Below are 21,349 nucleotides of genomic sequence, written 5' to 3' on the forward strand. Positions count from 1 at the left end.
GATGAGACGCGAATCGTTCTCGCTGCGGGCGCCGTCGAGTACTGCGGCGGAAGATTCCGCGAGGCCACGTCCATACGTTGATGCCTGTTGAGCTCGCACCGAACGATCGGTGGCCGACGTGTGAGGAAGGTATTCGTGGATCAGCTCCAGATGGCCGCTGAACGCGGCACCGATCGGCGCCAGAGCACGGGCCGTGCGCTGCTGGCGTACTGCGTCACCGTGGCCGTGCCCGCGATCGTCATGACCGCGCTGCTGTGGCGGTCGGACTCGCCGCCCAACAACGGACGCGTCGGCGGCGAGGAGTTCTCCTCGACCGCGAGCTTCCTGATGGCGCTGGCCGTCATCGTCGTCGCGGCCCGCCTGCTCGGCACCGTCTCGGCCCGGTTCGGCCAGCCCAGGGTGATCGGCGAGATCCTCGCGGGCATCGCGCTGGGACCGTCCCTGCTCGGCCTGATCCCCGGCGCGACCGAACTGCTGTTCCCGGAGCGGATCACGCCCTACCTGAACACGCTGTCCCAGTTGGGACTGGTGTTGTTCATGTTCCTCGTCGGCACCCACCTGGACCTGGGGCTGCTGCGCGGCAACGCCAAGGCGACGGTGGTGCTCGGCCACGCCAGCATCGTCATCCCCGGTGCGCTGGGCGCCCTGCTGGCGCTGGAGCTGCACTCGACGTACGCCCCGCCCGGCGTTGGCCTGCTGCCCTTCGCCTTGTTCTTCGCGCTGGCGTTCGGGATCACCGCGTTCCCCGTGCTGGCGCGCATCCTCTCTGACAAGGGCATGTACAACACCCCGACCGGCACGATGGCGCTGTCCGCCGCGGCGATCGCCGACGTGACCGCGTGGTGCCTGCTGGCGCTGGTGATCTCGCTGCTGGGCGGCGACACCGCGACCTCCGTGCGCACCATCGGGCTGTCGGTGCTGTTCTGCGCGGTCATGGTGCTCGCCGTGCGGCCCGCGATGCGCTACGTCATGCGCGCCAAGCTCCCCGACTCCGCCCTGTTGGTCCTGGTGGTCAGCGGTGCGCTGCTGGCCGCGCTGGCCACCGACCTGATCGGCGTGCACACCATCTTCGGCGCGTTCCTGTTCGGTGCGATCCTGCCCAAGCGCGGCGCCAACACCACCGGGCTGCAGGCGGCGAACGCCAAGCTGGAGACCTTCTGCCTGGCGTTCCTGCTGCCGGTGTTCTTCACCCAGCTTGGCCTGAACTTCCACATCCTCGACATCGGCGGCAGCGCCGAACTGTGGCTGGTCTGCCTGGCGATCGTCGGCCTGGCCACCGTGGGCAAGCTGGGCGGTTCGGCGGTCGCGCTGCGGATGTGCGGCAGGCCGTGGCGGGAGTCGGCGGTGATCGGGGCGCTGATGAACTGCCGTGGCCTGACCGAGTTGGTGGTGCTCAACATCGGCCTCCAGCTGGGCATCCTGGACCGCACCCTGTTCACGCTGCTGGTGATCATGGCGATCCTCACCACCGTGGGCACCGCTCCCCTGGTCGCCCTGCTGTACCGCGGTGAACCGGCCGCGCCGACGACCGACTTCCTTGATCCGGCAGCCATGAGGGGACACAGGTGAACTTCGACTTCGACAAGCAGCAGCGAAAACTCGTCGACGACCTGGCCGCGGTGGTCGCCGCCTGGCCCGCGCACCCCGGGGAGTTCTTCACCCGCTCGCGCTGGCGCGAGTGCGGGGAGGCCGGGCTGCTCGGCCTGTCCGCCCCGGCCGAACTGGGCGGCGGTGGGCACGACGCGGTCACCACGGCGGCGCTGGTGGAGGCCTTCGCCACCCACCACGACGACCTCGGCTTGGTCTTCGCGGCCTCGGCGCACCTGTTCGCCTGCATCATGCCGATCGTGGAGCACGGCAGCCCCGAACTGCGGGCCCGGATGGTGCCCAAGCTGGCCTCCGGCGAGTGGATCGGCGCGAACGCCATCAGCGAGGACGCCGCGGGCTCGGATGTGACCGCGCTGGAGACCACCGCGGTGCGCGACGGCGACCACTACATCCTCAACGGGCGCAAGAGCTTCGTGTCCAACGGGCCGGTCGCCGACCAGTTCGTCGTGTACGCGGTGACCGACCCGATGTTCAAGCACCTCGGCGTGAGCGGATTCGTGGTGTCCAGGGACACGCCCGGTCTGACCGTGGGCGAACCCTTCGACAAGATGGGGCTGGGCGGCTGCCCGGCGGGCACGGTGGAGTTCACCGACTGTCGGGTGCCCGCGGCGAACCTGCTCGGCGTCGAGGGCCGCGGCGCCTCGATCTTCCAGTCCTCCATGCGGTGGGAACGCAGCTGCCTGTTCGCCGCCTACCTCGGGCTGCTGCGGCGCCTGTTCGACCGGTGCCTGGAGCACGTGAAGCAGCGGCGCCAGTTCGGCAAACCGCTGGCGGCCAACCAGGCGGTCGCGCACCGCGTCGTCGACCTGCGCGTCAAGCTCGACGTGGCCCGCCTGCTGCTGTACCGGGCGTGCTGGGAGATGGACCAGGGCAGCCCCGCCACCCTGTCGGTCGCCATGGCCAAGCTCGTGGTCAGCGAGAACGCCGTGGCCGCCGCCACCGACGCGTTGCAGCTGTTCGGCGGCGCCGGGTACCGCGTCGAGGCGGGCATCGAACGCGCGCTGCGGGACGCCATGCCCAGCCGCATCTTCTCCGGCACCTCGGAGATCCAACGCGAACTCATCGCCAAGGAGCTCGGACTATGACCACGGTGGACACCCTGCTCACCGCGACGGCAAGCAAGCGGCCAGGGGCGACCGCGGTCGCCGACGAGCACACCAGCCTCACCTACCGGGAACTCGACGAGCACACCACCAGGGTCGCCCGCGGGCTGGCCGAGCGCGGCGTCGGCACCGGCGACCGGGTGGTGATCTGGGCGGAGAAGTCGGTCACCGTCGTGGTGGTCATGCAGGCCGTGCTGCGCCTCGGCGCCGCCTACGTGCCGGTGGACCCGAACGGTCCGGTCGGCCGCGCCGCGAAGATCGTCGACGACGCGCGGCCCGCCGCTGTGGTCACCACCAGTGGGCGGGCGGCCAAGCTCGCCGCGGAAGACCTCGCCTGGATGCCGCAGGTGGTCGTCATCGACCCCATCCGGGGCGACCTGGCCGCCACCGAGTTCCCTGTGCTGCCCGGGGCCGCCGAACCGCTGCCCGCTCCGGATGTCACGGCGGACTCCCTGGCGTGGGTGCTCTACACCTCCGGTTCGACCGGCACCCCGAAGGGCGTGTGCATCAGCCACCGCAACGCGATGGCGTTCATCGAGTGGGCCGCGGCCGAACTCGACGCGGGTCCTGCTGACCGGTTCGCCAACCACGCCGCGTTCCACTTCGACCTGTCCGTGCTGGACATCTACACCGCCTTCCTCTGCGGCGGCTCGGTGCACCTCATCCCGCAAGACCTGTCGTTCGCGCCCCGGCTGCTGGTGGACTTCCTGCACGACCGGCGGATCACCGTGTGGTACTCGGTGCCGTCGGTGCTGATCCTGATGATGCGCGACGGCGACCTGCTGGCGCGCCGCCCCGAACCGCTGCGGGTGATCCTGTTCGCCGGGGAGCCGTTCCCGATCAAGCACCTGCGCAGGCTGCGGGAGAGCTGGGACGGCATGCGGATGCTCAACCTGTACGGCCCGACCGAGACCAACGTCTGCACCGCCTACGAGGTCACCACGATCCCGCCCGATCGGGACCGGGCGGTGCCGATCGGGACCGCCACCTGCGGGGACCGGGTGTGGGCAGAGAATGACGACGGCGAGGTCGTCGGGGTCGGCGAGGAGGGCGAGTTGGTGGTGGACGGGCCGACCGTGATGCTCGGCTACCACGGCCGCGAGCCGCAGGGCGGCAAGCCCTACCGCACGGGCGACCGGGTGCTGCTGGAGCCGGACGGCAACTTCACCTACCTCGGCCGCAACGACGACATGGTCAAGGTCGGCGGGGTGCGGATGGAACTCGGCGAGGTTGAGGCCGCCATCGCGGGCCACCCCGAGGTCAGCGAGGTGGCCGTCGCCGTCCAGGGCAGCGGGTTCGAGGCCTGCCTGGTCGCGTTCGTGGTGCCCGCGGACGGCCGGGCGCCGTCGCTGCTGTCGGTCAAGCAGCACTGCGCGAAGCGGCTGCCGCCGAGCATGTCGATCGGCGCGGTGCGCGAGGTGGACGCCCTGCCCCGCAACGGCAACGGCAAGGTGGACCGCAGGCGTCTGCTGGCTGTCCTGAACAGCCCCGAGACCGTTTCGTCATAGCTTCGGAATCGGACATGCCTTGCGTCAGGCGGGGCTTTTTCACCGTTCGAGGAGGACTTGAGTCATCTCGCGCGACTGTTCACGTAATTTCGCCAGTGGGTGATTTCACCCGCATGAGAACCACCTGGGGGATGGGCCATGCACGGCGGAATCCCGTGAGCAGGAAGGGCCTTGGATGGCGAGTGGCAACCATTCGGTGCTGGTCGTGGACGATCGTCAACTATCCAGATCCGCGTTGTGCGGAATGCTCGCCGCGCAGGAGGGAATCGAGGTCGTCGGGGAGGCAGGCACTGTCGAGCAGACCATCAGGATGACCAGCACGCTGCGTCCCGATGTGATCCTGGTGGACTCGCAGTCCCGGTCGATCTGCCCGGCGACGGTGATCCGCACGACGCTGGAGCGTTGCGAGACCATCCGCCCCGCGATGCTGGTGCTGGCCAACGACATCGACAGCACGGTGTCCAAGGCGCTGGCAGCGGGCGCCCATGGGGTGCTGCTGAACAGCCTCACGGTGCAGGCGATGGTCGCGGGCATCCACATCGCGGCGGCGGGCTACCTGGTGGTGGCGCCGTCGGCGGAGCAGACGAAATTGCGGCGGGAACTGGGTGACGCGTCCGCAGGGGTGCGCGACACCACGGTCCTGGAGGTGCTCACGGCGCGGGAACTGGACGTGCTCAAGCTGATCGCGGAGGGGATGACCAACGCGGAGATCGCCTCAACGCTGTCGCTGAGCGAGAGCACGGCCAAGTCCCACGTCCAGCACATCCTGACCAAGCTGGGGCTGCGCAACCGGGTCGACGCGGTGATCTTCACCTACGAGGTGGGGCTGACCACGATCGGCAGGCGACGGCAGGAACGCGGCAGGGGGCAGTTCGCGGTGGCCGCCGCGGGCTACCGGCTCAAGCGCGCCGGATGACCTCGCCGACCACGCGCACCACCTCGGATTGCCGGTCCTGCACGAAGAAGTGACCGCCGGTGAACTCGTGCGGGCCGCCCAGCGCCCGCGCAGCGTGGGTCCACGCGGCGAGACCATCCGCCGACACCAGCCCGTCGGACTGTCCGGTGAACACATGCACCGGGCAGTCCAGCGGCGCTCCGGCCTCCGCCCGGTAGTTCTCCACGACAGCCAGGTCGGCCCGCAGCACGGGCAGGAACAACTCCCGCAGTTCGTCCCGCTGGGCGATCTCCGGTGGGATGCCGCCGAGGCCGACCATCGACCCCCAGAGGTCGGCGTCGCTCATCCGGTGGAACAGCGGCAGGAAGTCGGGTGCCCACGGCGCGTCCCGGCCCGCCACCAGCAGCGCACGAGGACAGGTCTCGTACTTCTCGACCAGATTCCGCGCCACCGCGTAGGCGACGGCGGCGCCCATGCTGTGCCCCCAGATGACCAACGGCAGGTCATCCAAGGTCGCGACCTCGGGCGTCACCGCGGCCACCACGGAGTCCATATCGGACAGTGGCGGCATGGCGAGCTTGCTGCCGTGTCCCGGCAACTCGGCGCCGTACACGGCGACCCCGGGCAGCCGGGCGGGCCAGGCCCGGAACTGGGCGATGCTGCCGCCCGCGTTGGGAAAACACACCAGCCGCGTGCGCACCTGGCCGGTCGTGGTGAAGGCGTGCAGCAGTGGTCTCGCTTCGGTGTTCACCCGCAGGCCCCTCTTCCCTGGGCGGAACTTCGCGGTCCCCGCCATCACACCGCCGGCGGGGGGACCGCGACAACCTCACAAAGCATGAGTTCACGACCCCCTTCGGGAGGGGGCGGGCCGCAGGCAGGCGGGCGGCCGTGACAGGGGCCGCGGTCTCGGTCGACAGCGACCCCGACACGCTCGCGCCGAGGAACGCGGCGGTTCAGCCGAGTTCTCCCCGTTCCGCAGGGGAAAGGCCCGCGGACAGCAGCGCCTGGTCGTAGGCGTCCATGGCCTCGGCGTGCCTGCCGTGCAGGCGCAGCAGGGTGCCGAGTTCCCGCCAGGACCACGTGGTCGATGCGCCGCCCGGCTGTCCGCGCAGAATCCGGGCGGCGGAGTCCAGCCACTGCGTCGCCTGGTCCGGAAATCCCGCCTCGTGGCAGCCCTTGGCGAGCAGCAGTTGCGTGCGGGCCAGGGCTGGGCTCGATCGGTGCGGCAGCCGGTCCAACGCGCGCTGCGCATAGCCGGTGCAGTCGGCGAACCGCTTGCCGAGGGCGGCGGCCTGGGCCAGCGCGGTCTCGCAACCCGCGATGTCCTCGGCGCCGCAGTGCCGCAACAGCACCGGGTAGGCACGGTCCAACGCGGCACCCGCCGCCTCGTGTTCGGCGGGGTAGGAGTCCAGCAGCACCGTCGCCGCCACGAGCACGAGGCGGGCGGCTTGGCGGGCGTCGACGATGTCCTCATAGGTGGAGATCGCGCGTTCGGCGAGGACGACGGCCTCGTTGATGCACCCCGCGACATGCGCGCGTTCCACGGCGGCGACGAAGTGCTCGGCCCGCCGGGACTCGGCCTGCACCATGGGCGTGGTCAGACATCGCCGGGCCCGCTCCAAGGTCACCACCCTGTCCCGTCGGCACGGCTCGGCGAGCAGGCACAGCAACAGGTCCGAGTGGCAGGCCAGTTCGGTCATGCCCAGCCGTTCGACGACCGGCAGCGTCTCCAGCGCGACCCGCTCGGCCTCGGCGTACTGCCCCGCGGCGTGGTGGCACCGGGCCAGTGCGACGTCGATGTTCAGATAGCTCGGCGGGTAGTCCCCCATGCCGGGGATGCCCTCGCGCATCGATTCCAGCGCGGCGATGGACTCCGCCAGTTCGCCCTCGGCCTCGTGCACGAGCGCCCGGCCCAACCGCGCGCGGATGCGTAGGTGGTGTCGCAGCGAGGTGTCCGCGACGGCGGCGTCGAAACGCTGCCTGGCGAGCACCAGGTCACCGGAGTGCAAGGCGATCTCGGCCTTGAACAGGGCGAGCACGGCGACGCTCCCGGACGTCCGCTCGACACCGTCGCGCAGGTACTCCACGCTGCACCCGAGCCGCTGTGACAGCAGCTCGAGGGTGCGCTGGGTCGGTTCCCGCCGGTCCGACTCCAACAGCGAGATCGCGCTCGCCGACAGCGTTTCTCCCGCCAGCGCCGCCTGGGACAGGCCCAGCTGCAGCCGCAGGCCGCGCAGCCGTTCACCCAGTGAGATCGGCTCGTCGGCACCCGACTCCGCCTGTTCCGCAGCCCCGCCGTCGCCTTCAGGCGGAGACAGCCGCACCATCACCCAGCACCTCGTTCACACAACAGATGTCATCACCGCTGTCAACCCGTCTCGACAGAGTTCCGTGACATCACGACATCGCCCGAGCATAACTGCTTGGCAGAGGCAACAACACGAGGCTCACCTCTTCGGCCGCGAGGAAATTTCTAGATCCTCTCGTGCCGATACAAGTGTCCTGCTCAGCAGGCATGAAACATTTTTTTAATACCGAATCGCGAGATATGACAGCTGTCATGTTGCGCTGACAGCTGATATATAGATAGGGTGTCAAGAGAAGTGGGTGATCGAATCGTTAACAGCTTGGAAACGATCCAAGTACCTGGATTAGGAACACTTCAACTGGGGAGTACGAAGTGCACGTCAGTATTCTCGGCCCGTTGGCGGCTTCTCACTGCGGGGCGGGCGTGGTGCCCTCCGCGCGCAAGCCAAGGCAGATCCTGTCGCTCCTGCTCCTCAACGACCGCCAGATGGTGCCGGTGTCGGCGCTGATCGCCGAGCTGTGGCATCCAGAACAGATCCCGAAGAGCGTGCGGACCACCCTGCAGACCTACATCCTCCAGCTGCGCAAAGGGCTGGCGAAGGCGTTGGGGTGGAAGGTCGACCGGGTGGCGCGGGAGCTGCTGGTGACCCATAACGGCGGGTATTCCTTCGAGATCGACCCGAGCGCGCTGGACCTGCACCACTATCACAAACACCAGTCGACGGGAGACGCCGCGCTGACCCTCGGCGACCACGCGACGGCGATCACCTGTTACGGACGGGCCTTGGGACAGTGGCGCGGACCCGCGCTGGTCGACGTGCACCACGGCGCGATCCTCCAAGCCCAGGTGGCCCGCCTCGAACAACAGCGGCTGACCACCATCGAATGCAAGATCGAGGCCGAGCTGGGTCTCGGCCGGTACCACGACGCGCTCGCCGAATTGGCCTCGCTGACGATCGAATACCCGTTCCACGAGCACCTGCACCGGCAGTTCATGATCGCCCTCTACCACTCCGGGAACCGGCAGCGCGCGCTGGAGGCCTACCACCGCCTGCGCGGCACGATGATCGCCGAACTCGGCCTGGAGCCCTCCCCCGAACTGCAAGCCCTGCACCAGGACATCCTGACGTCCGTGCCGCTGCTCAACGTGCCCGCCGTGCGCAGAGCCCACGAACGTCCTGTCGGCAGCCTGAGCAGGCTCCAGCACAGCGCCATGTAGGCAGCACCTCGGATTTTCCGGCACCGGATCGGCGCCCGTGCTTTCCTCGCGGCCACGGCCGCACCCCGCGACCCGCCTGAGAACGACTGTCACCAACTGGGGGTCGGTGTGCTGTGGGTCCGCTCTCGGGCGGACCCACAGCACGCTGCGGTCAGGACGCTAGGCGCCCATATCCATATCCAGCCATCACGGAACCTCCCCCTTGGTTGGATGGCGTTTCCCCCGGTCACTTACTGGAACGTCTCGATCACGGAATGCGTTGCATCCCGATCGGGTGACTGGGGACGCCCTGTTGTGGAGCAGGCCCGGCTGAGGGGATGCGCCGGGTCCTGCCAGCGACGCCAGCGGACCGGATTTCGGACCGCGAGCTGCGACAATGCCGTCGGGGTAGGAGGCACGGGTTGCTTACGCGCGAACGCGGCCGGTGTTGCAGAACCGGTTATACCTCTTCGTCGGCTTCGGTGACCTCAGCGACCTGGCCGCCGGTCACGCGCACCAACTCGTCGAAGGTCGTGGACAGCACGTGGTGCTTCTCCCCCGCCCCCGCCCACAGCAGTTCGTACTTGCTCAGCCAGGTGTCGATCACGGTGCGGATCGGTTCCGGGTGCCCGACCGGGGCCACACCGCCGACGGCCTGACCGGTGGCGACCAGGACGAATTCCGCGCCCGCCCGGCGGAGCCTGGTGTAGCCGAGGGTCCGGGCGAGCAGGGCGGTGTCCACCCGGTGCGCTCCGCTGGTGAGCACCAGCAGCGGCTCTCCGTCGGCGGAGAACAGCACGCTGTTGGCGATGGCGCCGACCTCGCAGCCCAGAAGCTGCGCGGCGGCGGCCGCGGTGGGGGCGGGTGCATCCAGGCGGCGGAGCTCCCCTGCCATGCCCAGCCTCCGCATGGCCTCGGCTACCCGCGCGACCGCGGCGTCCGAATGATCTTCCATGGCGGAAGAATGTATCGCCTTGCGTTGGGCCTATTCGCCCGGGAGTTGGATTTCCCAGACCACGGCCGGGGGACGGACCGCGGCGCAGAGCGGCCCGCCGTGACGGTCGGTGAGGTCGAGGGTGGCCTGGAGTCGCCCGTCGCGTTTGGCGGCGCGCAGCATCTCCTCGGAGTCCAGCCCGTCGAGCATCAGCTTGGCCGCGCGGAACATCTCGAAGTGGCCCTCGGTCATGGTTCCCCAGGTCAGGCAGAGGAACCGGTCACCGGGGGTGCCGCGCACATAGGTGCCCCGGTAGTCGGCGCCGCCCGCGCGTTCCACGACATCGACCTCGAGGTCGAAGATGACCGATTCGGCGTCGCCGGGGACCAGGTTCACGACCTCTCTGCCCCGCTGGACGCCGATGAAGATCGGATCGTAGTCACCCCAGCGCACGCCGGGTAGATGACGACCGATGATGCGCACGTCCACTTGGATACTCCTCCTCGCCCAACCCCATGATCCTCGTCCTGTTGGGAGGGCACAATGGCCGCTGGCCGTGGAAGGCGATTCGAGGGGGCTTTGGTGCGGGTTCTTGTCTCTGTCGACATGGAGGGCATCGCGGGCGTCGCAGACGGCCAGGACATCGTGCCGGGCAACCCGGAGTACGAGCGGGCCCGCGTCCTGATGACGGAGGAGGCCAACGCCGCGGTGCGGGGCGTGTTCGCCACCGACGCGGGGGCGCAGGTGATCGTCAGCGACGCGCACGCACAGTTCCGCAACCTGCTCCAGCAGCGCCTGGACCGGCGGGTCTCGCTGGTCCGCGGCAAGCCCAAGCCGTTCGGCATGATGAGCGGTATCGACGCCGCCACGGATGCCGTGGTGTTCGTCGGCTACCACGGCAAGGCGGGCACGGCCCGCTCCGTGCTGGCCCACACGGTCAGCGGCGCGGTCATCGCCGATGTCCGCTGCGACGGCCGCTCACTCGGCGAGATCGGCCTCAACGCCGCCCTGGCCGGGCATTTCGACGCGGTGGCCGCGCTGGCCACCGGGGACGACACGGTGGCCGTCGAGGCGGCGGACCTGGGCATCGCCGCGGTCACCGTGAAGCAGGCCTGCGGCGGCGGCTCGGCCATCTCGCTGCACCCCGAGGAGGCCTGCGCCCGCATCGAGGCCGCCGTGCCCCACGCACTGGCCGCGGCGCACACCCCCTTCACCATCGACGGCCCGGTCGAGTTGGAGATCGACGTCCTGCGCCCGTGGATGACGGAGTGGCCGGAGTTCATCCCCGGCGTCACCCGCATCGCACCCTGCACCGTGCGCTACCGGGCGGAGACATTCGTCGACGCCTACCACCTGGTGCAGGTCGTGGCCCACCTGAACAGGCCGTGAGCGGCAACCGACGTCGGCAGGTCACCGCTCACGGGCTGTCCACAGGTCAGAAGCAGGCCTTGTCGAAGCGGTGGGCCTTCGCGGTGGGGCCTTCGTAGAAGTCCTTGTGCAGGGCGACGCCCGAGGGCGCGGCGTCGTCAGGTTTGGACAGCAGGCTGCGGCGGAACACGGTGTCCTGCGGGGTTCCCGTGTAGTTGCCCGCCTCGGCGGGGAGGATGCCCTCGTAGTCGACCTTGTCCAGCGACTTCACCGCCTTGAGCAGGCCATCCCTGGTCAGGTCGCCGTCCTTGACGGCCTTCTCCAGCGCCGCCTTCAGCGGGTAGGACCACACCCAGCCCGCGATGTAACCGTCGTTGGGCGAGACGTTGCCGATCGCCGCGCGCATGGCCTGGTGCCCCGGGGTGTCGGCGCCGAAGGGAGCCCACGGCCCCGACTGGAGGTACAGCGCCTTGAACGCGGCCGCGGCGGGGCTCTTCAGCAGCGCCGGGTTCCAGGTGGGGCTGGTGCCGATGAACCGCCCCGTATAGCCCGCGGCGGCGGCCTGCCCCACGATCACGGCGGCGTCGGTGGGCCCGGTGGTGAGGATGACCAGGTCGGGCTTCTTACCGACCACCGCGCGCACCGCGCCCGCCTGGTTGTCCTGGCCGGACGGCGTTTCGACGTCCTCGAAGGTCATGCCGCGGGCCTCCGCCGCCACCTTCGCGCCCGCCGCGGCGTCGTCGCCGTAGTCACCGGCGTAGTGCACCGCCATCACCGACTTGGACTTGAGCTCGTCGGCGGCGTAGTCCACCGAGTTCATCGCCTCGAAGCAGTAGTTGGTGCCGGACTCCACGATGACGTCCTCGAACGCCCACGCCGAGGTCCACGAGGCGGGCGCGGACACGATCTTCTTGGACCGCAGGTCCCCGATGATCGCGGCGGTGGTCGGCGAGCCGAGCGTCTGCGCCAGGCCGAGCACCTTGCCCTCGATCTCGTTGAACACCTGCTTGTGGGTCTCCGGGTTGTACTTGTTGTCGCGGACATAGGTGGTGACGTCCACGTCATACCCGCCGATGCCGCCCGCGTCGTTGACGCGCTTCAAGAACGCCTTCTGCGCGTTGGTGATCGGCACCGACAGCGCCGCGAACGGGCCGGAGGTCAGGTCGGAGATGATGCCGAGGTAGATGCAGCCGTTGTTCTTGTTCGGCGTGTCCGGGCAAGCTTCCTTGGTGACTCCGGTGCCCGCGGCCTTGTCGCCACCGCCGCCGTTGTCGCGCAGCCCGCAACCGGAAACCACCAGCACGGCGGCGGACAGCACCGCCACCACGGTTCTCAGGGTCATGACGCCTTCCTCTCCCCGGCTCTGGTCAATAGGAGAAGGGCCAGGATTTCCAGTAGTTGCGGATCCGGATCCAGATACCGAACAGACCACGCGGCTCCAACAGCAGGAAGCCGATGATCAACAGGCCGTACAGGACGGTCTCGACCTGGAACACGTTCAGCGGCGCGGTGACATCGGTGGAGACGAACGGCATCAGCGTCGGCAGCTCCCTGGTCACCTTGGGCAGCATGGTGATGAACACCGCGCCCATGATCGAACCGGAGATGCTGCCCACGCCGCCGATCAGCACCATCGCGATGTACTGCACGGACAGCAGCAGGTTGAACGAACCGGGCTCGATGAACCCGGTGACGGTGTAGAGCAGCGCGCCCGCACAGCCCGCGTAGAAGGAGGACACCGCGAAGGCCAGCACCTTGTACCTGGTGAGGTCCACGCCGATCACCGAGGCGGCGATGTCCCGGTCCCGCACCGCGGCGAACGCCCGACCCACCTTGGACCGCACCAGGTTGCGGGCGAGCACCGCGAAGACGATCAGCAGCACCAGCGCCAGCAGGTACAGCTTCTGCTCACCGGTCAGGACATCGGTCTCGTTGAGGGGGTAGCCGAACAGCGTCGGCACCGCGGCGGGCCTGCCCACGCCGGGGCCGCCGGTGAGTTCCTTCCACTCCTTGAAGATGTGCTCGCCGAGGAACACCAGTCCGAGCGTGACGATCGCCAGGTACAGCCCGCGCAGCCGGGTCGCCAACGGCGCCACCAGCACCCCGAAGAACGCCGCGACCAGACCCGCGGCGGGCAGCCACACCAGCAGGTTCGTCACCCCGAAACCGATGGTGCGGCCGTCGGGGTCGCCGCTGAGCGCCGCGGCCGTGTAGGCGCCGATGGCCAGGAAGAACGCGTGCCCCAACGTGACCTGACCGGCGTACCCGGTGACCAGGTTCAGCCCGATCGCGCCGATCGCGGCGGCCAGCGCCAGCGCGAGCAGACGCAGCGTCTCGTCGTCGTAGACGAACGTCAGCGCGAACGCGACCAGGCCGAGCAGCAGCACCGCGAGCCGCTTCGGGCGGGTGTTGAACATCCGAAGCTGTTCGGCGTAGGAGGTGTAGAGCTCCGGTCGGCCGCGCAGGGTCATGACTGTGCCGCCTCCCCGGATTTCACGCTTGTGGTTGCGTTGGGTTGGCATGGTTCGGTTCGGTGTCTGCCGGTGGCTCGATTGCGTCTCGGTCCCCTTGGGTGCGGTTGGGAGCCCGTGCGGCTCATCCAGCCCTGGGTTGACACAAGTTGTGTCATACCCGTTCCACCTCCCTGGTGCCGAACAGCCCGTACGGTTTGATCAGCAGCACCAGCAGCATCACCGCGTACGGCGAGACCACCGAGAAGTTCTGGCCGAGCCACGGCGCGAGGTCCTGCTGGTAGGCGGACACCAGCGACTCCACCACGCCGATGGTCAACCCGCCGACCACCGCGCCGCCGAGGGAGTCAAGGCCGCCCAGGATGATCGCGGGCAGCGCCTTCAGCGTGATGATCCACAGCTGCTGGTCGACACCGGCCCCGGTGGCCAGGAAGGTGCCCGCGACGGCGGCGAGGGCGCCCGCGAACGCCCAGGACAACGCGAACACGGTGCCCACCGACACGCCCTGGGCCAGCGCGGTCTCCTGGTCGTAGGAGGTGGCGCGCATGGCGAGGCCGAGGCGGGAGTACTTGAAGAACCCGAACAGCACCGCGACCACCACCGCGGTCGTGATGATCATCGCGAGGTGCCGCTGCTGCATCCCGATGCCCAGCACCGTGAGCCCGTCCAGGCCCCAGGGGTCGCCGACCTGGCGGACGTCGTTGCCGATGAAGCCGTTGATGACCACCCGCAGCGCGATGTCGATGCCGAGGGTGATGATCGCGACCACGAACACCGGGCGGCCCACCATCGGCCGCACCACCGAGCGCTCGACGCCCAGCGCCAGCAGCGCGACCCCGGCCACACCCGCGGCGAGCGCGAGCCAGAAGCCCAGCGGGCCGACCAGGTAGCTGACCAGCACCGCGCCCGCCAGCATGAACGCGGGCTGGGCGAAGCTCACCACCCTGGTGGCCTTGTAGACGATCACGAAGCCCAGCGCCAGCAGGGCGTAGGCCGAGCCCGCGCCGAGCCCGCTCAGGACGTTCCGCAGCAGGTCGCTCATGACGCCCGCCCGTACATGGACTCGACCAGGTCGCCGAACTGCTCGGCCAGCGCCGCCCGCTTCACCTTCTGCGTCGCGGTGAGCTCGCCGTCCTCGTGGTCCAATTCCTTGGGCAGCATGCGGAACGTCTTGATCCGCTGCGCCTCGGCGTAGCGCGCGTTGACCTTGTCGACGATGCCCTGCACGAGCTTGCGCACCTCCGGGCGTTCGGCCAGGTCGCGGTAGGTCGTGTACGGGATGCGCCTGCGCTGTGCCCAGTCGCCGACGGTGTCGAGTTCGATGCCGACCAGCGCGGTGAGGAAGGCCCTGCGGTCGCCGATCACCACGGCCTCGCGGATGAACTCCGAGGCCTTCAACGCGTTCTCGATCTCCGATGGCGCGACGTTCTTGCCGCCCGCGGTGATGATGATGTCCTTCATCCGGTCCACGATCCGGACGTGCTCGCCCTCCCACACGCCGACGTCGCCGGTGTGCAGCCAGCCGTCGGCATCGATCGCGGCGGCGGTGGCATCGGGGTCGCGCCAGTAACCGGCGAAGACGCCTGCGTGGCGGGTGAGGATCTCGCCGGTGGCCTCGTCGATGCGCAGGTCGATGCCGGGGTGCGGCTCGCCGACGGTGCCGAGCCGGACCCGGCCGGGGCGGTTGGTGGTGGCGATCGCGGTGTTCTCGGTCATGCCGTACACCTCGTGCATGGGCACCCCGATGCCCATGAAGAACCGCAGCACGTCGGGTGCGATGGGCGCGGCGCCGGAGGCGGCGTAGCGGACCTTGCGCATGCCGATGCGGTCGCGCAGCGCGCGGAACAGGAACGGCTGGCCCGCCGCGTACAGCAGCCGGGTGGTGAGCGTGTGCCTGCCGCCGGTGCGGACCAGGGTGTCGGCGATGCGGTCCGCGACGCGCAGCCAGAACCGGGCGAACAGGCGCTTGAGCGGGGAGGCCGACGCCAGCTTGATGGTGATGCCCGCCAGGATCTTCTCCCAGATGCGCGGCACGCCGAACAGGATGGTGGGCTGGACCTCGCGCAGGTTGGCCTGCACGGTGGCGATGGACTCCGCGAAGTTGATCTGCACGCCCGCCGATGCGGTGAACCAGGTGGTGAAGATCCGCTCGGCGACGTGGCACAGCGGCAGGTAGGACAGCAGGATGTCGGAGTCGTTGGGCGGCGGGTCGGTGAAGCCGCCGCTCTCGATGAGCCGCTCGATCGCGAACTCCACATTGGACACCGTGAGCATGGCGCCCTTGGGCGGGCCGGTGGTGCCCGAGGTGTAGACCAGCGTCATCACGTCCTCGGGGCGGGCGGCGTCCATGCGCTCGGCGACCGCGCCGGGGTGCTCCTCGCGGTGGGCAAGGCCCAGCGCCAGGAAGTCCGGCCAGAACAGCAGCTTCGGGTTGTCGTAGCGGCGGCGGATGCCGCGCGGCTCCAGGTAGACGATGTGCTCCAGGTCGGGCAGCCGGTCCAGCACGGACAGCGCCTTGTCGACCTGCTCCTGGTCCTCGGCGATGAGAATCCTGGACCCGGAGTGCGACAGCAGGTAGGCGACCTCGGGCGGCGGGTTGGTGGGGTACAGCCCGACCGTGACGGCGCGGACCGCGACGGCGCCGAGGTCGCTGTAGAGCCACTCGCGGCGGTTCTCGGAGTGCACGGCGACCCGGTCCCCCGGCTGGATGCCCAGCGCCAGCAGCGCGTGGCCGACCAGTTCGACGGTGTCCCAGTACTCGCCCCAGGTGACCTCCTGCCAGATGCCGAGGTCCTTCTCCCGCATGGCGACCTTGCCGGGCACGCGGGCGGCGCGGTCCCGAATCCTGGTGGCGATGGTCTTGGTCGATCCCGTCATGCGACCGGCTCCTGTCCCAGGTAGGCGCGGATCACGTCGGGATGCCGCTGCACCTCGGCGGGGGTGCCGGTGGTGATCGGGCGGCCGAAGTCGATGACCATGATCCGGTCGGCGAGGTCCATCACCAGGCCCATATCGTGCTCGACCATGATCATCGGGATGTCCAGCTCATCGCGGATGTCGAGGATGAACCGGGCCATGTCCTCGGTCTCCTCCAGGTTCATCCCGGCCACCGGCTCGTCCAGCAGCAGCAGCCGCGGCTCGGCGGCCAGCGCCCGGCCCAACTCGACGCGCTTCTGCACGCCGTAGGGCAGCAGACCGACCGGGTGGAACCGCCACTGCTCGAGTTCGAGGAAGTCCACGATGTCCTCGACCGCGGCCCGGTTGGCGATCTCCTGCCGCCGCGCGGGGCCGAACCAGGCCAGTGCGGACAGTGCGCCGTAGCGGATGTGGTTGTGCCGCCCCAGCATCAGGTTGTCCAACACCGTGAGGTTGCGGAACAGCTCGATGTTCTGGAACGTCCGCGCCAGGCCCAGCGCGGCGATCCGGTGTGGACGAAGGCCGGTCAGGTCGACACCGTGGAAGGTGACGCCCCCACGCTGCGGGCGGTACACCCCGGACAGCACGTTGAAGATCGATGTCTTGCCCGCGCCGTTGGGCCCGATGACCGCGAAAAGCTCGCGGTCGCCGACCTCGAAGGACACCCCGTCGATGGCTTTCACGCCCGCGAAGGACAGGTGCACGTCGTCCAGGCGCAGGATCATGACAGCCACCGCTTGCGGCGCTTGTAGTGCTTGACGTCGCGGAACGACTTCACCGCGCCCTCGGCGCCCAAGCCGAGGTAGAACTCGCGGATGTCCTCGTCGTCGAGCAGTTCCCGCGCGGGCTTGTCCATCACGATCTTGCCGGTCTCCATGACGTAGCCGTGCTCGGCGATGGACAGCGCCATGGTCGCGTTCTGCTCCACCAGCAGCACCGTGGTGCCCTGCCGGTTGATCTCCACGATGAGGTCGCGGATCTGCTGCACCAGCAGCGGCGCCAGCCCCAGGCTCGGCTCGTCCAGCAGCAGGTAGCGCGGGTCGGACATCAGCGCGCGGCCCATCGCGAGCATCTGCTGCTCGCCGCCGGAGAGATACCCCGCGGTGGCCTTCTGGCGCTGCGCCAACACCGGGAACAGCCCGTACACCCGCTCGGTGTTGGCCGTGAGCTGTTTCGGGTTGGCGTGCGCGCCGACCCGCAGGTTCTCCTCCACCGTGAGCTCGGCGAAGATCCGCCTGCCCTCCAGTGCCTGCTTGACGCCGTGCCGCACGATCCGGGTCGGGTTGCTGCGGTGGATCGGCTCCCCGTCCACGGTGACGGTGCCCTTGGTGATCTTGCCGTAGTGGATGCCCAGCAGCCCGGAGATGGCCCGCAGCAGCGTCGTCTTGCCCGCCCCGTTCGCGCCGAGCAGCGCGACGATCCTGCCGTCCGGCACGTCCAGGCTCACGCCCCGCAGCACCAGGATGACGTCGTCGTACACGACCTCCAGATTGCGGACGGCCAGCATCCAACCTCCCCACGTGGCATGAGGTCGATCACACACTAAGTGAGCGGTTTTCAGCTTGCGCTATTCGGGGGAAATGAGCATTCGGGCGATGGTTCGATTACGAGACGATTTGGTCACGAAGTACCGATCGTGCCTCGATCAGCGACGGTCCGGCCCAGGTCAGGTGGCGCCCGGACACCAGAGCGCAGCGCAGGCCGGGGAAGGCTTCCGGCCCGTCCTCGGCGGTGAACTCGTAGGGTTCGTCGGGCAGCACGACCAGATCGGCATTACTGGCTGTGAGCTCGGTGAGGGGCGGTCGGGGATAACGCTCGGGATGGTGCGCGTAGGCGTTGGCGATGCCGAGCCTGCGCAGCACGTCGCCCGCGAAGGTGTCCCGGCCCAGCACGATCCACGGCCTGCGCCACACGGGTATGACCGCGGTCGCGGTGACGGGAGCGGTCTCGGCCCACATTCGCTGCGCCTCGGCGAGCCAGTGGGGATCGGTGCGGAAGACCTCGCCGAGCAGCCGCCCGATCGAGGTCAGCGCGGCGGGCACGGTGGCGGCGGCCTCGGTGACCCACACCGGGACGCCCGCCGCGCGCAGCGCCTCGACATCGTCTTTGCGGTTCTCCTCGGCGTTGGCGATCACCAGGTCCGGCGCCAGCGCCAGCACGCGGTCCAGGTCGGGGTACTTGGAGCCGCCCACCCTGGGCACCTCCAGCGTGGGCGGGTGGGTGCAGTAGTCGGTGGCACCGATGACCACGCCGGGCACGCTCACCGCCAGCACCTCGGTCAGGTTGGGCACCAGCGAGACCACTTTGGACGGCGCGGTGTGGAGCTCGGTGCCGAGGTCGTCCCTCACGCGAGTTCGGCCAGCACGTCGGCATGGCAGCTTTGCGGCGCGCACCAGCACCCCAACGCCTTGCCGGTCAACTCCCCGCCGCGCAGCCGCGCGAGCAGCTCCGGCTGAGTGGACAGCCACTGCCAGTACCGCCCGATCGCGCCCTCCCGGTCGCTTCTGGCCTGCCCCACAAAGGGGTTGGCGAAGTCGGATGCGGACCAGTCGTGTCGGGGTCCGCTGTGTCCGACGTAGACGAGCAGTTCCCGCTCCAACAGCCACGGCACCAGTCGCCGGTGCGGCCCGCCCTTGCGGACGTTCACCACGATGGTCTCGCCATCCAACACCCGCCGCGCGAGCGCCCGCTCCTCATGGCTGAAGTCGACGGGAAGGCCGTCGCGCGGCTCGGCGAGTTCCAGCGGCAGTTCGGACTCGGTCATCTCACCTCACAAGCGTTGGGAGGCAGCGCTTGTCGGTCGCGCCCGGTCAGGCTGTGTATCCGCGCCGGGCGACGCCGCTCGGATAGGCCCGCCCGTCCGGTCAGGCATGTTCGAACAGGACCGCGCGGCGCTGCCAGTCCGCCTCCACCAGCCGGACCCGGATGCGGGTGCCCTCGGGCAGGCCGTTGCCGCGGCATTTCGCCACCACCGGCGGGTCGAGCAGCAGCACCTCGCCGCCCTCCTCCCCCGCCTTCAGCACCACCGCGTCGAACTCCTGCCCGACCCGGTCCGCCAGCACCCAGGCCTCCACCAGGTCAAGACAAGCCCGCTCCACCTTGCCCGCCAAGCTGTCCGAGCCCTCCATGATCGCGGGCAGTTCCGGCAGCGCGACCCGAACCCACTCCGGCACCGGCTCCCCCGCGGTCACCGCGAGGCACACCTCCGACCCGAAACGGTCCACCAGCCGACGCAGCGGCGCCGTCACATGCGCGTACGGCGCCCCGATCCCGGCATGCCCGGTGATCGCGGGCCGCTCGCCGTCGAAGGCGGTGTACCCGGCGCCGCGCAGCAGCCGCGTCGCGTCGTTGAACATCGCCATCGCCGCGGGCTGCACCGGGTCCAGCCCGGCCAGGAACTCCGCGGGACTCTGCCCCTCCGGCCAGGTCAACCCGAGCGCCTGCGCCGCCTTGCGGACATGGGCGATCAGGTCCTCATCCGGCGGCGGCAGCGTCCGCAGCAGACCGACCCCGGCGTCCAGCATGATCCGCGCCGCCGACATCCCGGTGAGCAGGCTGATCTCGGCGTTCCACGCGTCCACCTCGGTGCGCGGCCGCACCACCAGCTTCCACGCCGAATCACCGTCGGGAACGATCTCCTGTTCCGGCAGCTCCAACTCCACCGCACCGCGCTCGATGGCGGCCTCGCGCCGCAGCCTGCCGATCTCCGGCAGCAGCGCCACCGAAGGGTGCGGGTTGCCCGCGTCGAAGGTGGCCTGCACGCCCGCATAGTCGAACTGGGCGGTGGAACGCACCATCGCGCGCCGCACGTGCACATCCACCGGCTCGCCGTCGGCGTCGGTGTCGATCGTCCACAGCACCGACGGCCGAGTGCGGTCCGGCAGCAGGCTGCCCGCACCCTCGGACAGCAGCGGCGGGTGCAGCGGCACATTCCTGTCGGGCAGGTAGTACGTCTGTCCGCGGCGCCGCACCTCGACGTCCATCGCCCCGTCCGGCACCACGAAGGCACCGAGGTCGGCGATGGCGTAGTGCACCCGGAACCCGCCGTCGGTGCGCCGCTGCACCAACAGCGCCTGGTCCAGGTCCTTGGCGCCGGGCGGGTCGATGGTCACCAACGGCAGGTCGGTGGCGTCCTCCCGGGTGCCCCCGGAGGGATGCGCGGAGGCGGCCCGCTCCGCCTCGGCCAACACCGCGGGCGGGAAGTCGGCAGGCAGGCCAAGCTCCGCGCGGACGGCGTCGAAGTCCAGCCCAGCCTCATCGGTCCTGATCTGGAAGGTCGGCACGCAACGACCCTAGTCCCCCGCCAGGAGCCGGGTCAGCCGTCCTTCCACTTCTGCTCGGTCTTGTCCCACTCCTCGGTTCGCTCCCGCGCTTTGACCAGCGCGTTCGCCGCCTCGGCCTCGGTGGCGTACGGCCCCATCCGGTCCGCACCCCGACACCCGTACCCAGGCTCCACCGTGTTGTGCTTCAGGCAGAAGTACCACGCGTTCGGATCAACAGCCATGGCTCAAGCCTGGCATGCGCGATCACGCATGTCATCCGCTACCAGGACTGCTGCGGCGTCGGGCGCGGCGGGACCTCCCGGACGTGGTGTCGGGGCAGCGGGTCGAGGCAGGACACCAGCACCGCCTTGGTCTCCGGGTTGTCGATCTTCTTGCCGCTGCGGTCCCGGTAGACGAGTTCGCCGTCGCCGTCGATCTCCACCAGGCAGCCGACCTCCGCCAGCTGCTCCTCGTCGAGGTCGGTGAGCAACTCGTGGCGGGAGGGCACCACCCGGTACACCGGCCACGGGAGGTGGGCGTGGCCCTGGTGAAACTCCGCGAGGAGGTTCACCAGCTGCTGCTGCCAGCCCAGCGGCATGGACTCCACCAGCGCCCTGGGCAACACGACGTAGCCCTTGTCGACCCCGTGGCGGGCGCCCGCCAGGTAGTCCTGAAGCGGGGTGGTCGATGCCGGCGGACCGGACGGACGCGGAATCGGGTCACTGGTGTACATACTGCCCATTCCTCCCTGAATACCTCTGCCCATCAGGAACTTCAGC

The 21,349-nt window shown here is 69.5% G+C and carries 21 protein-coding genes; 6 read left to right on the top strand and 15 right to left on the bottom strand.

What is annotated here, in order from left to right; translation table 11 throughout:
- Positions 1–135 precede the first annotated feature (135 nt).
- The 4 genes from ACU6XJ_RS02625 to ACU6XJ_RS02640 all read left to right on the top strand — a co-directional run bounded on the left by ACU6XJ_RS02625 (position 136) and on the right by ACU6XJ_RS02640 (position 5,135).
- On the top strand, positions 136–1,569 hold the full coding sequence (locus ACU6XJ_RS02625; RefSeq protein ID WP_476306492.1) for a cation:proton antiporter domain-containing protein: 1,434 nt from the start codon (positions 136–138) through the stop codon (positions 1,567–1,569).
- The gene (locus ACU6XJ_RS02630; protein WP_476306494.1) at positions 1,566–2,693 is read left to right on the top strand and encodes an acyl-CoA dehydrogenase family protein; all 1,128 of its coding nucleotides are present in this window, start codon (positions 1,566–1,568) and stop codon (positions 2,691–2,693) included. Before ACU6XJ_RS02625 ends, ACU6XJ_RS02630 begins: the two co-directional genes overlap by 4 nt.
- Positions 2,690–4,219 carry an amino acid adenylation domain-containing protein gene (locus ACU6XJ_RS02635; protein WP_476306496.1) on the top strand — a complete coding sequence of 510 codons (1,530 nt, stop codon included), beginning with the start codon at positions 2,690–2,692 and terminating at the stop codon, positions 4,217–4,219. Before ACU6XJ_RS02630 ends, ACU6XJ_RS02635 begins: the two co-directional genes overlap by 4 nt.
- A 175-nt stretch (positions 4,220–4,394) precedes the next feature.
- Positions 4,395–5,135 (top strand): LuxR C-terminal-related transcriptional regulator, encoded by a 741-nt coding sequence (locus ACU6XJ_RS02640; RefSeq protein WP_476306497.1) that lies wholly within the window; start codon positions 4,395–4,397, stop codon positions 5,133–5,135.
- Here ACU6XJ_RS02640 and ACU6XJ_RS02645 read toward each other — a convergent pair.
- Both ACU6XJ_RS02645 and ACU6XJ_RS02650 read right to left on the bottom strand, forming a co-directional pair.
- Complete coding sequence (locus ACU6XJ_RS02645; protein ID WP_476306499.1) at positions 5,119–5,865, bottom strand: thioesterase II family protein; 747 nt, start codon at positions 5,863–5,865, stop codon at positions 5,119–5,121. The genes ACU6XJ_RS02640 and ACU6XJ_RS02645 overlap by 17 nt on opposite strands.
- A 202-nt stretch (positions 5,866–6,067) precedes the next feature.
- Positions 6,068–7,441 carry a helix-turn-helix domain-containing protein gene (locus ACU6XJ_RS02650; RefSeq protein WP_476306500.1) on the bottom strand — a complete coding sequence of 458 codons (1,374 nt, stop codon included), beginning with the start codon at positions 7,439–7,441 and terminating at the stop codon, positions 6,068–6,070.
- A 377-nt stretch (positions 7,442–7,818) separates the two neighbouring features.
- Here ACU6XJ_RS02650 and ACU6XJ_RS02655 point away from each other — a divergent pair, with 377 nt between their 5' ends.
- Positions 7,819–8,640, top strand: a complete 822-nt coding sequence (locus ACU6XJ_RS02655) for an AfsR/SARP family transcriptional regulator (RefSeq protein ID WP_476306502.1) — start codon at positions 7,819–7,821, stop codon at positions 8,638–8,640.
- A gap of 439 nt (positions 8,641–9,079) precedes the next feature.
- On the opposite strand, the gene ACU6XJ_RS02660 is transcribed toward ACU6XJ_RS02655, so the two are convergent.
- Positions 9,080–9,574 carry a YbaK/EbsC family protein gene (locus ACU6XJ_RS02660; RefSeq protein WP_476306504.1) on the bottom strand — a complete coding sequence of 165 codons (495 nt, stop codon included), beginning with the start codon at positions 9,572–9,574 and terminating at the stop codon, positions 9,080–9,082.
- Positions 9,575–9,604: 30 nt separating this feature from the next.
- Entirely contained in the window at positions 9,605–10,042 is a 438-nt protein-coding gene (locus ACU6XJ_RS02665) for a DUF5990 family protein (protein WP_476306507.1), read from the bottom strand.
- Between the two features lie 93 nt (positions 10,043–10,135).
- Between ACU6XJ_RS02665 and ACU6XJ_RS02670 the strand changes: the two genes are divergently transcribed.
- Positions 10,136–10,942: a M55 family metallopeptidase gene (locus ACU6XJ_RS02670; RefSeq protein WP_476306511.1), complete on the top strand. Its 807-nt coding sequence runs from the start codon at positions 10,136–10,138 to the stop codon at positions 10,940–10,942.
- Positions 10,943–10,988: 46 nt separating this feature from the next.
- Here the strand turns inward: ACU6XJ_RS02670 and ACU6XJ_RS02675 are convergent, their stop codons facing one another.
- The 11 genes from ACU6XJ_RS02675 to ACU6XJ_RS02725 form a co-directional block, all read right to left on the bottom strand.
- Entirely contained in the window at positions 10,989–12,263 is a 1,275-nt protein-coding gene (locus ACU6XJ_RS02675) for an ABC transporter substrate-binding protein (protein ID WP_476306512.1), read from the bottom strand.
- Between the two features lie 25 nt (positions 12,264–12,288).
- Entirely contained in the window at positions 12,289–13,392 is a 1,104-nt protein-coding gene (locus ACU6XJ_RS02680; RefSeq protein ID WP_476306514.1) for a branched-chain amino acid ABC transporter permease, read from the bottom strand.
- Positions 13,393–13,546: 154 nt separating this feature from the next.
- Positions 13,547–14,434, bottom strand: coding sequence for a branched-chain amino acid ABC transporter permease (locus tag ACU6XJ_RS02685; RefSeq protein ID WP_476306516.1), 888 nt, complete (start codon positions 14,432–14,434; stop codon positions 13,547–13,549).
- A complete protein-coding gene (locus ACU6XJ_RS02690) occupies positions 14,431–16,269 on the bottom strand; it encodes an AMP-dependent synthetase/ligase (protein ID WP_476306518.1) in 1,839 nt (612 codons plus the stop codon). Before ACU6XJ_RS02690 ends, ACU6XJ_RS02685 begins: the two co-directional genes overlap by 4 nt.
- Positions 16,266–17,033 carry an ABC transporter ATP-binding protein gene (locus ACU6XJ_RS02695; RefSeq protein ID WP_476306520.1) on the bottom strand — a complete coding sequence of 256 codons (768 nt, stop codon included), beginning with the start codon at positions 17,031–17,033 and terminating at the stop codon, positions 16,266–16,268. Before ACU6XJ_RS02695 ends, ACU6XJ_RS02690 begins: the two co-directional genes overlap by 4 nt.
- Positions 17,030–17,815 (bottom strand): ABC transporter ATP-binding protein, encoded by a 786-nt coding sequence (locus tag ACU6XJ_RS02700; RefSeq protein ID WP_476306522.1) that lies wholly within the window; start codon positions 17,813–17,815, stop codon positions 17,030–17,032. Before ACU6XJ_RS02700 ends, ACU6XJ_RS02695 begins: the two co-directional genes overlap by 4 nt.
- A gap of 97 nt (positions 17,816–17,912) precedes the next feature.
- Entirely contained in the window at positions 17,913–18,656 is a 744-nt protein-coding gene (locus ACU6XJ_RS02705) for a helical backbone metal receptor (RefSeq protein ID WP_476306524.1), read from the bottom strand.
- Positions 18,653–19,072, bottom strand: a complete 420-nt coding sequence (locus ACU6XJ_RS02710) for a DUF4326 domain-containing protein (protein ID WP_476306525.1) — start codon at positions 19,070–19,072, stop codon at positions 18,653–18,655. The genes ACU6XJ_RS02705 and ACU6XJ_RS02710 overlap by 4 nt, the downstream gene beginning before the upstream one ends.
- A 100-nt stretch (positions 19,073–19,172) precedes the next feature.
- Positions 19,173–20,591 carry an RNB domain-containing ribonuclease gene (locus ACU6XJ_RS02715; RefSeq protein ID WP_476306526.1) on the bottom strand — a complete coding sequence of 473 codons (1,419 nt, stop codon included), beginning with the start codon at positions 20,589–20,591 and terminating at the stop codon, positions 19,173–19,175.
- A 32-nt stretch (positions 20,592–20,623) separates the two neighbouring features.
- Positions 20,624–20,812: a hypothetical protein gene (locus tag ACU6XJ_RS02720; protein WP_476306528.1), complete on the bottom strand. Its 189-nt coding sequence runs from the start codon at positions 20,810–20,812 to the stop codon at positions 20,624–20,626.
- 38 nt (positions 20,813–20,850) lie between these two features.
- Positions 20,851–21,312: a hypothetical protein gene (locus ACU6XJ_RS02725; protein WP_476306530.1), complete on the bottom strand. Its 462-nt coding sequence runs from the start codon at positions 21,310–21,312 to the stop codon at positions 20,851–20,853.
- Positions 21,313–21,349: the final 37 nt, after the last annotated feature.

It is taken from the genome of Actinorectispora metalli (assembly GCF_056323685.1).

Coding starts and splice junctions, on each gene's coding strand:
- ACU6XJ_RS02695 (WP_476306520.1), bottom strand. CDS start 17,033: ATGATCCTGCGCCTGGACGACGTGCACCTGTCCTTCGCGGGCGTGAAA.
- ACU6XJ_RS02725 (WP_476306530.1), bottom strand. CDS start 21,312: ATGGGCAGTATGTACACCAGTGACCCGATTCCGCGTCCGTCCGGTCCG.
- ACU6XJ_RS02690 (WP_476306518.1), bottom strand. CDS start 16,269: ATGACGGGATCGACCAAGACCATCGCCACCAGGATTCGGGACCGCGCC.
- ACU6XJ_RS02710 (WP_476306525.1), bottom strand. CDS start 19,072: ATGACCGAGTCCGAACTGCCGCTGGAACTCGCCGAGCCGCGCGACGGC.
- ACU6XJ_RS02685 (WP_476306516.1), bottom strand. CDS start 14,434: ATGAGCGACCTGCTGCGGAACGTCCTGAGCGGGCTCGGCGCGGGCTCG.
- ACU6XJ_RS02675 (WP_476306512.1), bottom strand. CDS start 12,263: ATGACCCTGAGAACCGTGGTGGCGGTGCTGTCCGCCGCCGTGCTGGTG.
- ACU6XJ_RS02660 (WP_476306504.1), bottom strand. CDS start 9,574: ATGGAAGATCATTCGGACGCCGCGGTCGCGCGGGTAGCCGAGGCCATG.
- ACU6XJ_RS02635 (WP_476306496.1), top strand. CDS start 2,690: ATGACCACGGTGGACACCCTGCTCACCGCGACGGCAAGCAAGCGGCCA.
- ACU6XJ_RS02640 (WP_476306497.1), top strand. CDS start 4,395: ATGGCGAGTGGCAACCATTCGGTGCTGGTCGTGGACGATCGTCAACTA.
- ACU6XJ_RS02650 (WP_476306500.1), bottom strand. CDS start 7,441: ATGGTGCGGCTGTCTCCGCCTGAAGGCGACGGCGGGGCTGCGGAACAG.
- ACU6XJ_RS02720 (WP_476306528.1), bottom strand. CDS start 20,812: ATGGCTGTTGATCCGAACGCGTGGTACTTCTGCCTGAAGCACAACACG.
- ACU6XJ_RS02680 (WP_476306514.1), bottom strand. CDS start 13,392: ATGACCCTGCGCGGCCGACCGGAGCTCTACACCTCCTACGCCGAACAG.
- ACU6XJ_RS02700 (WP_476306522.1), bottom strand. CDS start 17,815: ATGCTGGCCGTCCGCAATCTGGAGGTCGTGTACGACGACGTCATCCTG.